We start from the raw sequence: 10,928 nt of genomic DNA on the forward strand, positions 1-10,928 counted from the left end.
CTGCCGGGCGACGCGTCCGGCGCGCCGACGCTGGAACGCGAGGGCACGCGCTTCGACGTGCGCTGCGCCGCCGCCGACAAGCTGGCGGTGCTGGCCGCGCTGCTGCCGCACGCGCGCGACATCGCGCTGCACGAACCCACGCTGGAACAGGTCTTCCTTGGTTATGGAGGTGCGTATGCCAGCTCGCATTGAATGGCGCCAGGTGTGGATCATCGCCGCCAAGGAATGGCGCGACCGCCTGCGCAACCGCTGGGTGCTGGCGGTGGCGGTGGTGTTCGCCGTGTTCGCGCTGGCGATCGCGTATTTCGGCGCGGTGCAGCAGGGACAAGTCGGCTTCCACGGCGTCGACGCCACCATCGCCAGCCTGGCCAGCCTGGTCATCTACCTGGTGCCGCTGATCGCGCTGCTGCTGGGCTACGACGCCATCGTCGGCGAGCGCGAGCGCGGGGCGCTGGAGCTGCTGCTGTCGATGCCGATCAGCCGGCTCGAAGTCCTATGCGGCAAATACCTCGGCCTGGCGGCGGCGCTGACCACCGCCACCGCGCTGGGCTTTGGCGTCGGCCTGCTGCCGCTGTCGTCCGAGCTGACAGTGGGCGAGGGCGAGCGCTACGCGCTGTTCGTCGCCAGCGCTGTGCTGATGGGCATGGCCTTCCTCAGCATCGCCGTGCTGGTGTCCGTGATCGCCCGCGACCGCGTGCGCGCCAGCGGCGCCGCGCTGGCCTTGTGGTTCTTCTTTGTATTGGTGTTCGACTTGCTGCTGATGGGCGCCCTGGTCTTGAGCCAGGGCGGCCTGAGCAGCGGCGCCTTTGCCGCGCTGCTGATGCTCAACCCGGCCGATGTGTTCCGGCTGCTGAACGTCTTCAGCTCCGACCAGGCGCAGGGCATGTACGGCCTGGCCACCGTCATGCCGCCGGCCTGGACCCAGCCGGCGGTGCTGCTGGCGGTGATGCTGGGCTGGATCGTCGTGCCGTTTTATTTTGCTCACAGGAGATTCCGATGAAACTTACCTATCGCCCGCGCTGGCGTTACTGGCTGGTCGCCGCCACGCTGGCCGGTTGCGGCCAGATCGCCCCCTTGCCGCAAGCCCAGGAGCCCAGCGCGGACACCGCTTGCGCGCTGGATGGCATGTTGTTGCAGGACTATGCCGGCGCCAAGGGGCAGATCCGCTACGCCGATGGCAAGACCGACTATTTTTGCGATGTGATGGAACTGCTGGGCGCGATGCTGGCGCCCGAGCAGCATCGCAGCGCCAACGCGCAGTACGTGCAGGACATGGGCGCGGCCGACTGGCAGCACCCGCAAGGCAACTGGATCGCCGCGCGCGACGCGGTGTATGTGGTCGGCAGCCGCGCCCGTGGTTCGATGGGCCCGACCATCGTGCCGTTCGCCCGGCAGACCGACGCCGCCTCGTTCGCCAAGCGCGACGGCGGCCAGGTGTTGCGCTTTGCCGATATCCGCGCTTCGATGCTGAGTGCGGCCCGCACGGCCGCCGCGCACGCAGACATGGCGCATTGACGGCGCTCCCGATCCGGCCGGCGTCGGCCGGGATTTACGTCAGCGCGGCACGCCGCGCTGGTTCAACCACCCGCAACAAAGAGGTTTAAAAATGAAAGCAATCCAACTCTTCGCCGCGCTGCTGATCGGCGGCGTCGTTACCGCCGCCTCCGCCGCGGCTCCGGCCGCGGCCGACAGCGCCAAGGGCGAGAAGATCTACAAGGCGACCTGCATGGCTTGCCACGGCGCGGGCGTGCTCGGCGCGCCCAAGTTCGGCGACAAGGCGGCCTGGGGACCGCGTGTCGCCAAGGGCAAGCCCGCGCTGTACACCAACGCCCTCAACGGCTTCAAGATGATGCCGCCGCGCGGTGGCAATCCGGCCCTGAAGGACGACGAGGTCAAGGCCGTGGTCGACTATATGATCGCAAAGAGTAACTAACCGGTGGGGCGCCTTGCACGGCGCCCCGTCATCGGAGAAAAGCATGTTGTGGAATTTTGTCAGGCGCGCCGCCGTGCTGGCGGCGGCGTTGTGGCTGGCGGCGGGCTGTGCGCGGCAGGAGCAGCGCTATGTCACTCAGGGCCACGTGTTCGGCACCACGGTGGAGGTGACGGTCTACGGCGGCACGCGCCAGCACGCCCACGCGGCGGCGGCCAAGGTGCTGTCGGAGTTCGACCGGCTGCACCGCAAGCTGCACGCGTGGGAACCGAGCATGCTCACCGGCCTGAACGCGAGCATCGAGCGCGGCGAGCCGTTCCAGGGCGACGAGGAAATGGTCAGCCTGCTCAAATCGGCGACCGCACTGTCGGCCAGTTCGGACCAGTTGTTCAACCCGGCCATCGGCCATCTGATACGGCTGTGGGGATTCCAGAGCAGCGATATCTGCGCCCACACGCCGACCGCCGAAGAGGTGCGGCGCTGGGTCGATGCGCGTCCGAGCCTGTCGGACCTGCGCTATGACGGCACGACGATTTCCAGCGTCAATCCGGCGGTGATGATCGACCTGGGCGGCTACGCCAAGGGCTACGCACTGGACCGCGCCGCCGCCATCCTGCGCGCCGAGCACGTCGAGGCGGCGCTGGTCAACATCGGCGGCAATGTGCTGGCGCTCGGCCAGCCGGGCGCGCGTCCGTGGCAGGTCGGCATCCGCGATCCGCGCGGCAGCGGCACGCTGGCCATGGTGACGCTGCACGATAACGAGGCCATCGGCACCAGCGGCGACTATGAGCGCTACTTCATGAAGGATGGCAAGCGCCGTCCGCACATCATCGATCCACGCACCGGCTATCCGATCGACCTGGTGGCGTCGGTCACCATCATCACCTCGGGCGGCAGCGATGTGGGCCTGCGCTCGGACGGCAACTCCAAGCCGCTGTTCATCACCGGGCCGGCCGGCTGGGAGGCGATGTCGCGCCGCCTCGGCCTGAACGAGGTGATGATGGTCGACACCACGCGCCGTGTGTTGCTGACCTCGGCGATGCGCAGCCGCCTCGAAGGCTCGGTTCAATAATCTTGATCGGGTGCCGGCATGAAGGTATTATCGATGAGGCAATGACCGCGCATGACGCGCTGTTTGCCCATCCTTAGGAGCCCTACATGAAACGTGTCACCGGCATAGGCGGTGTGTTCTTCAAGTCACCGGACCCGAAGGCCCTGTCCGAGTGGTACCGGGTCCACCTCGGCGTGGATATCGGGCCGTGGGGCGGCGCCGCGTTCGACTGGTCCGGCCCGGACAATCCGGGCGGCAAGGGCACCACCGCGTGGAACGTCTTCAAGGCCGACACGGATTACTTTGCGCCGGGCACGGCCAGCTTCATGATCAATTACCGGGTGGCCGACCTGCACGGCCTGCTGGCCGCGCTGCGCGAAGAGGGCTGCCGCGTCGAGGACAAGGTCGACGATTCGGAGTACGGCAAGTTCGGCTGGGTGCTCGACCTGGACGGCAACAAGGTCGAGCTGTGGGAGCCGCCCGAAGGCCAGTGACCGCGCGCCGCCTCAGCGCACGGTCGAGGGCGGACAACCGTAGCGCTCCCTGAAGCGCGACGAGAAGCGCGCATGCGTCTGATAGCCGCAGGCCTCGGCCACCATCGGCGCGCTCCAGCCGGTGGTTTGCAGCAGCCCGACCAGGCGGTGCCGCATCACCCGCTCGCCTCGTTGACGCCGGGGCGCATGCCGCCGGGCGCAGCCGGTCCCGCCTTGCCGTGCGGCGTGACGCCGTCGCTGTGGCTGCCCGCGGCGATCGCGCGGGTGGCGGTTGCCGGACCCGTTCCGATCAATTTGACGGCTTGAGCTCCATCTGCTGGGCGTCCTGCACCATGCGGCGCAGCTCGGCCACGGGGATGTTGGCCACTTCGTGCAGGCGCAGCAGCAGGGCCGCGCTCACTTCCATGCGCCCGCGCCGTATCTTGCTGATGCGCGGCGGCGCGATGTTCAGGGCCTTGGCCAGCGCGGCGTCGTTCTTCAGGCTGAGATGGTCGAGGATGTTGTCGAGCAGCGGGTGCGGGCAGCGCGCTGCGGCCGAGGTCAATGGGGTTTCGTAGGCGTTCATGCGGCCTCCTTGAGTGGTTGTGGGGATGGGGGATGATCGTCGTAGCGCTGGCGGATGGCGGTCAGCGCCGCCTCGTCGCGGAACAGCGCGGCCACGCAGGCGGGATCGAAGTGGCTGCCGCAGCCGGCGTCCATCGCGCTGCGCGCCTGCGCAAAGGTCCAGGCCGGCTTGTAGGGGCGGGCCGAGGTCAGCGCGTCGAACACGTCGGCGGCGGCCACGATGCGGCCATACAGCGGAATGGCTGCGCCGGCCAGGCCGCGCGGGTAGCCGCTGCCGTCGAAGCGCTCGTGGTGGCTGGCGGCGATCAGCGCGCCGGCCTGCAACAGCGGCGAGGCGCTGTCGGCCAGGATGTCGGCGCCGATTTGCGCGTGGCGGCGCATGATCTCCAGTTCGGCGCTGTCGAGCGGACCCGGCTTGAGCAGGATGGCGTCCGGAATGCCCAGCTTGCCGATGTCGTGCATCGGCGCGGCCGCGAGGATGCGCTCGCACTCTTCCTCCGGCAGGCCGAGGTTGCGGGCGATCAGCTCGGAAAAGGCCGCCATGCGCAGCAGGTGGCTGCCGGTTTCCGGGTCGCGGAACTCGGCCGCGCGCGACAGCCGGTAGATCGCCTCGCGCTCGCGCGCCGCGATGTCGGCCGTGGCCTTGCGCACCTCGTCGGCCAGCTTGGCCGCATGATGGGCCAGTTGCTGCTGGGCCCGGCGCAGCGCCAGCAGGTTGCCGACCCGGGCGTTCAGCTCGATGAAATTGACCGGCTTGGTCAGGAAGTCGTTGGCGCTCAGGCGCAGCGCCTCGTGGCGAATCTTGCTCTGGGTGTCGGCGGTGACCATCACCAGCGGCGTCTGCTCCTTGCCGGGCAGGGCGCGGAAGCGGCGCAGGAATTCCAGGCCGTCGATCTCCGGCATCATGTAGTCCACCAGCACCACGTCGGGGTTGTTTTCTGCGCACCAGGCCAGGGCCGCGCCCGGATCGCTCATCGATACCGGTGGGCTATCGCACAACATTTCCAGCATGTGTCCGAACAATTCAAGATTGGCGGGATTGTCGTCAACGATCAGAATCTGCATGTTAGCTCTCCGGCTGGGAAATCGGGCTGGCTTGGACCGCAAATCCAGCGAATTTGATTGTTTGCCAAGGTGTTCGCCAAGTTGCCGTTTCGGCGGCATAATGGGGACACAGCCTTCGGCGCAAGTATTGCGCTGAATTTTCACCGATTATATTGAATTCGGTAAAAATATGTTGAAATTGATTTTTTTATTTTTGTTGTGAGGAATATGTGACGATGAAACGCAGCGATAGCCCGGCGGACGAGGTGTGCACGACCCAGCGCGCAGCGGAACTGCTCGGGATTTCTGTATCCTCCGTGCAACAACTGGTGGAGTCGGGCGTGATCGAGGCCTGGAAGACCCAGGGCGGCCACCGCCGCATTCCCTTGTCGGCGGTGCTGCGCTACAAGGCCGCGCCGGCGGATGGCGCCGCGCGGCCGGCGCGCCAGAACGGCGAGGCCACGGTGCTGGTGGTCGAGGACAGCCCGCTGCAGCGCGCCGTGTACCAGCGCCAGTTCGCCATGTGGGACTTGCCGGTCAGCCTGACGTTCTGCGAGAACGGCTACCAGGCGCTGATGGAGATCGCGCGCCGGCGGCCGCAGGTGATGTTGGCCGACATCATCATGGACGGCATCGACGGCTACGAGGTGGTCAAGACCATCCTGGCCGATCCGCAACTGGCGGGCATGCATATCGCCATCGTCTCCAGCCTGACGGCCGAGGACCTGGCCGAGCGCGGCGGCGTGCCGCCCGGCGTGGTGTTTTTCGGCAAGCCGGTCAACTACGACGAGTTGCGCGGTTATATGCGCGCCTGCTGCGCGCAGTTGCAGCGGGCCGCGCAATACGACACTTAATCCAACAAATTAATTGAATTTGACAAATATTTGAGTTTCAGGCAGGATCGCTCCATACCAGAATTTTCCGTTGAGTAATTCTCAGGCGCGGGAGGCAGGATGTGGCAGAAGGTCATGGGGCGATTCGACGTGCGCTGGATGTTGTGGAGCATCGCGCTGCTGCTGGTGGCCGGCGGCTGGACCTTGACGTTGCACCAGCTCGATGAGTCCAAGCGCCTGCAGATCGACGACGCGCGCCGCGACGCCCAGGCGCTGGGCCGCCTGTTCAACGAGCACGCGGCGCGCACGCTGGAGGCGGCCGACCAGGCGGTGATTTTCCTGCGCCACCGCTACGAGGTGGAGGGCGCGCGCCTGGACATCAAGCGCGAGCTGCAGGACGGCCTGGGGCCGGTCGACATCTTCAACCAGTTCAGCATTGTCGACGAGCACGGGAACGTGACGCTGTCGAGTATGCCGTTCAAGTCCACCAGCGTGGCCGACCGCGAGCATATCCGGGTCCACATGAACAGCGACGAAGGCCTGCTCTACATCAGCAAGCCCATCCTGGGCAGGGTGTCGAACAAGTGGTCGCTGCAGCTGACGCGGCGCGTCAACTATCCCGACGGCCGCTTCCGCGGCGTGGTGGTGGCGTCCATGGACCCGCAGTATTTCACCCGCCTGTACCAGGACATCGACGTCGGCCGCCAGGGCTTGATCGCGCTGGTCGGCGCGGACGGCGTCATGCGGGTGCGCCGGGTCGGCAAGGACAGCAGCCTGGGCCAGGACATTTCCGCCAGCCCCTTGTTTGCCGTCCTGCGCGCCCAGCGCCAGGGCACCACCACGGCGGCCGGCGCGGTCGATGGCCGCGACCGCATCTACGCCTTCCAGCGGCTGGAGCGCTTCCCGTTGTATGTGCTGGTCGGCATCGACCTGCGGGAGTGCATGGCGCGCTACGACGCCAGCCGCCAGCGCACGCTGGCGCTGGCGGCGGGCGCCACCACGGTGATCCTGTTGTGCACGCTGGGCCTGCACATCCTGTTCGGCCAGCTCATCAGGAGCAGGGCGCGCGCGGTGGCCGCCAACCTCGCCAAGTCGCGCTTCCTGGCCAATATGTCGCACGAATTGCGCACGCCGCTCAACGGCATCCTGGGCTACTCCGAGCTGCTGCAGATCGAAATGGGCGCCAGCCGCGCCGGCGGCTTCGCCGACGCCATCCACCACAGCGGCCTGCGGCTGCTGGGCCTGGTGGAAGCGGTGCTGGAGCTGAGCGCGCTGGAGTCGGGGCGCGAGCCGCTGGTGGTCGAGCCCATGGTGATGGCCGACCTGCCGCAGCTGGCGTTGTCGCGCCATCGGGAGGCGGCCGCGCTCAAGGGCCTGGCGCTGAACGCGCAGATGGAGGCCGGCCTGCCCGCCGTGTGGCCGTGCGACCGCGCCAAGCTGCTGCGCATCCTCGACATCCTGCTGCTCAACGCGATCGCCGCCACGGCGGCCGGCTCGGTGCTGCTGCGGGTGGCGCCCGGCCCCGGCGGCGGCCTGCGCTGCGAGGTGCGCGACACCGGGCCGGGTGTGCCGGAGGCCATGCGCCGCGCCATCTTCGAGAACTTCTCGCAGGCCGACGACACCGCCAGCCGCGCCAAGGAGGGCGCCGGCCTCGGCCTGGCGATCGCCAGCCGCCTGCCGCCGGCGATGCTGCTGTATTTCACGCTGTGGCTGCTGGGCGCGGGCGCCTCCCGTGTGTGCTGGGACGCCGGGCCGTGGTGGCGCCGGGCCTGCGTGGCCGGCACGCTGGGCGTGGCGGTCTGGCTGCGCCTGCGCGCCCCGGCCGGCGACCTGAACCTGGCCACGTGGCCGCAACACCTGTTGTTCGGCGTGTTGGCCCTGCTGTGCCTGTGCAGCCTTGAGCGCGCCGCGCCGCCGCGCCGCTGGCTGGCCGAGGCCGGCGCCTTCCTGGCCAGCTTCTCGTTCACGCTGTATGTGCTGCACATCCCGCTGCAGCACATGCTGTGGACCTACCGCGGCGGCGCGCCGCTGTCGCCGCAGCAGCCGGCCAGCCTGGCGGTATATGCCGCCATGCTGGCCGTGGTGGTGGCGCTGGCCTACCTGTTCCACCTGCCGTTCGAGGCGCAGACGGCGCGGCTGCGGCGGCGCATCCGGCACTGGCTGGCCGACCGCGCCGGCGAGCCGGCCGCCACGCCGGCCCCGCAGCCGGACGCCTGAGCCTACTGGTAGGCGCCGATGCTGACCGGCGAACGCGGCGTGCCCTCGATGTCGACGGACGGCGCATAGCTGGTGGTGCCGGCGCCCTTGGCCGGCGAAGTGCTGCGCAGGTGGAAGTCCGGCGTGCCGCTGCGGCTGTAGCCGACGAACTGCGGGTCGGCCGTCACCGTGGCGGCGGCGCTCAGGCCGTTGAGCAGGCTCCAGTTGTAGCTGCTGTTCTGGAACGACAGGTTGTTGCTGTAGGTATTGTGGGTCCCTGTCGAGCCCTGCTCGGAGATGCCGTAGCGGTTGTCGTAGACGATGTTGTTGACCACGTGCGTGTAGTCGTCCGGCCCGCTGGTGAAGTAGAAGTCGCCGCCGCCGACGATGATGCCGGTGTCCGACGCCGACACCGTGTTGTTGGCGATGACCACGTGGCTGGCGTCATGCCACAAATGGATGGCCGCCTCGGCCACGCGGTAGACCACGTTGTTGACCACGCTGCCGGAGGTGCTCAGGTAAATGCCCTGCACCCAGCTGCAGCCGGCCGGCCCGATATCGTGCACCACATTGCCGACGACGTCGCCCATCACGCCATGGTAGTAGGAGTCGACTCCGATGGCCGAACCGCCGACGCTGGTGCAGCCGCTGAGCGCGATATGGTGCACATGGTTGCCGCGGATCGCATCGTAGGAACCGCCGTTGTAGATGCCGTGCGTCCACGGGGTGCCGGCCTGCGTGGCGCTGCCGTCGATCTCGAAGCCGACGATGTCGACATAGCTGCCACGGTTGTCCCAGGCCGTGTCGTTGCTGGAGCTGGCTGGCGGCACGATGCGTGCACCCCAGCGCGTGTCCGACAGGTAGTAGATGCGGCCGCTCGCGGTACCGCTGGCGGTGGTCTTGAAGCCGCCGGCGTAGGTGCCCGCCGCCACGTGCACGGTCGTGTCGGGACCAGCCAGCGCCGCCGCGCGGGCGATGGTCCGCAATGGCGCGGCCTGGGTGCCGGGGTTGCCGTCTGAACCGGTGGTGGCCACGTACAGCTGGTTGGCCGTGGTCGGCGTCGGTGCCGGCGTCGGTGTCGGGCTTGGTGTCGGGCTTGGTGTCGGGCTTGGTGTCGGGCTTGGCGTCGGCGTCGGCGTGCCGGCAACGTACTCGTACGCGCCGACATCGGAAGCGGCGCCATACGGACGGGCCTTGCCATCCAGGTCGGTAGCCGGCGCATCGGCCGCCAGCGCCCTGTCGATCGCGGGCGACGTTGCCGTCAGATGGTAGTCACCGCCACCGGCGCGCACATAGTTGACGAACTGCGGCGGCGCGGCAATCGTCGCCACCGCGAAACTCCTGCTGAGCAAATAGGCGTAGGACGTCTGCAGATACATCAGGTTGTTCGCATAAGTGTTGTGCGTGCCGATGGTGCCCAGCTCCATCACGCCATACGTGGTGTCATACACGATGTTGTTGCTCACGCGATTGTAGTCGCCCGCCGCCGTGGCGTGATAATAATCGCCGCTGCCCACCACCACGCCCACATACGCGGCAAAGACGGTGTTGTTGCTCACGGCTACCCGCGTCGCGTCATGCCACAGGTTCACCGCCGCGTTCGACACGCCGTAGACCAGGTTGTTCTTGACCTCGCTGTCGGCCGTGTTGATGTAGACGCCGTACATGCTCTTGCAGCCGGCCGCGCCGATGTCGTGTACCACGTTGGCGAGCACATCGTTGCTGGCGCCGCCGTAATAACTGTCCGAACCGATGCCGCCGCCGGACAGGCAACCACCCTGACCGATATGGTGCACATGACTGTTGCGCACCGTGCCGAAGGCCCCGGCGGTATAGATGCCGGTGCTCCAGCGCGTGCCGGACTGCGCCGCGCTGCCATCCACCTCGACACCGTCGATGTCGACATAACTGCCGCGATTATCCCACGCCACCGCGCTGGTGGAACTGGCCGGCGGCACGATCTTCGCGCCCCAGCGCGCGTCCGATACATAGCGTATCCGCGCCGCCGCCGTGCCGCTGGCGGCGGTGCGGAAGCCGCCGGCATAGCGGCCCGGCGCCAAGTGGACGGTCGTACCAGCCGTGGCCGCCTGCGCCGCCCTGGCGATGGTCAGGAACGGCGCCGTTTGCGTACCGGCATTGCTGTCCGAGCCCGTGGGGGAGACGTACAGATCGGTCCCGGCCAGCAGACCGTTGTAACTGGCCTCGGCGGCCAGCCGGGGCGGCGGGGTCGGCGTGGGTGCGCCGCCTTCGCCGCCGCCACAGGCAGCCAGCAGTACCGCACACACGCCGCCGGCCACGGCGTTTCCTTGAGACAGGTAAATGACAGATTTCTTCATCAGACGTTCCTCGCTACATTAAGTGGATGAGCGAGGTTTGATCTGAATCAAATTCTATAGTTCAATGCTTTTAGAAAAAAATTCTGGCAAGACAAAATGTCAATAGGAATTAGCTGCCGTCAGGCATCGTTGTACAGTACGCCGTGCGGCGCGACGCCGGCCAGGTTCAGGCGCCGGATGGCGTCGCACAGTTCGGCTTCGGTGGTCACGCCGGCGCGCGCCACCAGGAACACCGCGCCGGCCAGCGCCGCGGCCGCCAGCGCATCGGCCTGGGCCAGCAACGGCGGCGCCGCCAGCAGCACCACATCGTAGTGCGCCCCCAGCGATTCAAGCAGCTGCGAGGGCTGGAAGCGCTGCAACAGTTCGGCCCGCTCAGCCAGGCCGGCCTGCACGCTGCCGGCGCTGATGAAATCGAGGCCGGGCGCCACCTCGCGCCGCAAGGCCTGCTGCGGCGCCAGCGCGCCGGCCAGGCAGTCGGCC

At 67.8% G+C, this 10,928-nt stretch carries 12 protein-coding genes and 2 pseudogenes; 8 read left to right on the forward strand and 6 right to left on the reverse strand.

Translation table 11 applies throughout. From position 1 onward, the window contains the following. The 6 genes and pseudogenes from GTP90_RS32885 to GTP90_RS32910 all read left to right on the forward strand — a co-directional run. Nucleotides 1-192 (forward strand): annotated as a pseudogene (locus GTP90_RS32885) (hypothetical protein); the annotation flags it as partial. Beyond that, nucleotides 176-1,000, forward strand: a complete 825-nt coding sequence (locus GTP90_RS32890) for an ABC transporter permease subunit (protein ID WP_175048332.1) — start codon at nucleotides 176-178, stop codon at nucleotides 998-1,000. The pseudogene GTP90_RS32885 and the gene GTP90_RS32890, both read left to right, overlap by 17 nt. Then, nucleotides 997-1,515 (forward strand): nitrous oxide reductase accessory protein NosL, encoded by a 519-nt coding sequence (locus tag GTP90_RS32895; RefSeq protein WP_161087463.1) that lies wholly within the window; start codon nucleotides 997-999, stop codon nucleotides 1,513-1,515. The genes GTP90_RS32890 and GTP90_RS32895 overlap by 4 nt, the downstream gene beginning before the upstream one ends. A gap of 91 nt (nucleotides 1,516-1,606) precedes the next feature. Then, complete coding sequence (locus GTP90_RS32900; RefSeq protein WP_161087464.1) at nucleotides 1,607-1,933, forward strand: c-type cytochrome; 327 nt, start codon at nucleotides 1,607-1,609, stop codon at nucleotides 1,931-1,933. Nucleotides 1,934-1,976: 43 nt separating this feature from the next. Next, a complete protein-coding gene (locus GTP90_RS32905) occupies nucleotides 1,977-3,002 on the forward strand; it encodes an FAD:protein FMN transferase (RefSeq protein ID WP_161087465.1) in 1,026 nt (341 codons plus the stop codon). A gap of 86 nt (nucleotides 3,003-3,088) precedes the next feature. Then, entirely contained in the window at nucleotides 3,089-3,475 is a 387-nt protein-coding gene (locus GTP90_RS32910; protein ID WP_161087466.1) for a VOC family protein, read from the forward strand. Nucleotides 3,476-3,487: 12 nt separating this feature from the next. On the opposite strand, the gene GTP90_RS32915 is transcribed toward GTP90_RS32910, so the two are convergent. From GTP90_RS32915 to GTP90_RS32930, 4 genes are read right to left on the reverse strand one after another with little or no spacing between them, the layout of a single operon-like run. Next, the gene (locus GTP90_RS32915) at nucleotides 3,488-3,631 is read right to left on the reverse strand and encodes a helix-turn-helix domain-containing protein (protein WP_161087467.1); all 144 of its coding nucleotides are present in this window, start codon (nucleotides 3,629-3,631) and stop codon (nucleotides 3,488-3,490) included. Then, complete coding sequence (locus GTP90_RS32920) at nucleotides 3,631-3,768, reverse strand: hypothetical protein (RefSeq protein WP_371875160.1); 138 nt, start codon at nucleotides 3,766-3,768, stop codon at nucleotides 3,631-3,633. Before GTP90_RS32920 ends, GTP90_RS32915 begins: the two co-directional genes overlap by 1 nt. Beyond that, nucleotides 3,765-4,040 (reverse strand): helix-turn-helix domain-containing protein, encoded by a 276-nt coding sequence (locus tag GTP90_RS32925; RefSeq protein ID WP_161087468.1) that lies wholly within the window; start codon nucleotides 4,038-4,040, stop codon nucleotides 3,765-3,767. Before GTP90_RS32925 ends, GTP90_RS32920 begins: the two co-directional genes overlap by 4 nt. Next, a complete protein-coding gene (locus GTP90_RS32930; RefSeq protein ID WP_161087469.1) occupies nucleotides 4,037-5,104 on the reverse strand; it encodes a response regulator in 1,068 nt (355 codons plus the stop codon). The genes GTP90_RS32925 and GTP90_RS32930 overlap by 4 nt, the downstream gene beginning before the upstream one ends. A gap of 215 nt (nucleotides 5,105-5,319) precedes the next feature. Between GTP90_RS32930 and GTP90_RS32935 the strand changes: the two genes are divergently transcribed. Then, the gene (locus GTP90_RS32935) at nucleotides 5,320-5,937 is read left to right on the forward strand and encodes a response regulator (protein WP_161087470.1); all 618 of its coding nucleotides are present in this window, start codon (nucleotides 5,320-5,322) and stop codon (nucleotides 5,935-5,937) included. Between the two features lie 114 nt (nucleotides 5,938-6,051). After that, complete coding sequence (locus GTP90_RS32940) at nucleotides 6,052-8,133, forward strand: histidine kinase dimerization/phospho-acceptor domain-containing protein (RefSeq protein ID WP_254452158.1); 2,082 nt, start codon at nucleotides 6,052-6,054, stop codon at nucleotides 8,131-8,133. A gap of 2 nt (nucleotides 8,134-8,135) precedes the next feature. Here GTP90_RS32940 and GTP90_RS32945 read toward each other — a convergent pair whose 3' ends face one another. Together GTP90_RS32945 and GTP90_RS32950 are read right to left on the reverse strand one after the other, a co-directional pair. Continuing rightward, the gene (locus GTP90_RS32945; RefSeq protein ID WP_161087471.1) at nucleotides 8,136-10,448 is read right to left on the reverse strand and encodes a right-handed parallel beta-helix repeat-containing protein; all 2,313 of its coding nucleotides are present in this window, start codon (nucleotides 10,446-10,448) and stop codon (nucleotides 8,136-8,138) included. 119 nt (nucleotides 10,449-10,567) lie between these two features. Next, nucleotides 10,568-10,928: pseudogene (locus tag GTP90_RS32950) on the reverse strand (tyrosine protein kinase); the annotation flags it as partial.

It is taken from the genome of Duganella vulcania (assembly GCF_009857655.1).
GTDB lineage: Bacteria > Pseudomonadota > Gammaproteobacteria > Burkholderiales > Burkholderiaceae_D > Rugamonas > Rugamonas vulcania.

What these genes read in the sequence shown, in the direction of transcription:
- GTP90_RS32890 (WP_175048332.1), top strand. Translation starts at nt 176, where the DNA reads ATGCCAGCTCGCATTGAATGGCGCCAGGTGTGGATCATCGCCGCCAAG.
- GTP90_RS32895 (WP_161087463.1), top strand. Translation starts at nt 997, where the DNA reads ATGAAACTTACCTATCGCCCGCGCTGGCGTTACTGGCTGGTCGCCGCC.
- GTP90_RS32900 (WP_161087464.1), top strand. Translation starts at nt 1,607, where the DNA reads ATGAAAGCAATCCAACTCTTCGCCGCGCTGCTGATCGGCGGCGTCGTT.
- GTP90_RS32905 (WP_161087465.1), top strand. Translation starts at nt 1,977, where the DNA reads ATGTTGTGGAATTTTGTCAGGCGCGCCGCCGTGCTGGCGGCGGCGTTG.
- GTP90_RS32910 (WP_161087466.1), top strand. Translation starts at nt 3,089, where the DNA reads ATGAAACGTGTCACCGGCATAGGCGGTGTGTTCTTCAAGTCACCGGAC.
- GTP90_RS32915 (WP_161087467.1), bottom strand. Translation starts at nt 3,631, where the DNA reads ATGCGGCACCGCCTGGTCGGGCTGCTGCAAACCACCGGCTGGAGCGCG.
- GTP90_RS32925 (WP_161087468.1), bottom strand. Translation starts at nt 4,040, where the DNA reads ATGAACGCCTACGAAACCCCATTGACCTCGGCCGCAGCGCGCTGCCCG.
- GTP90_RS32930 (WP_161087469.1), bottom strand. Translation starts at nt 5,104, where the DNA reads ATGCAGATTCTGATCGTTGACGACAATCCCGCCAATCTTGAATTGTTC.
- GTP90_RS32935 (WP_161087470.1), top strand. Translation starts at nt 5,320, where the DNA reads ATGAAACGCAGCGATAGCCCGGCGGACGAGGTGTGCACGACCCAGCGC.
- GTP90_RS32940 (WP_254452158.1), top strand. Translation starts at nt 6,052, where the DNA reads ATGGGGCGATTCGACGTGCGCTGGATGTTGTGGAGCATCGCGCTGCTG.
- GTP90_RS32945 (WP_161087471.1), bottom strand. Translation starts at nt 10,448, where the DNA reads ATGAAGAAATCTGTCATTTACCTGTCTCAAGGAAACGCCGTGGCCGGC.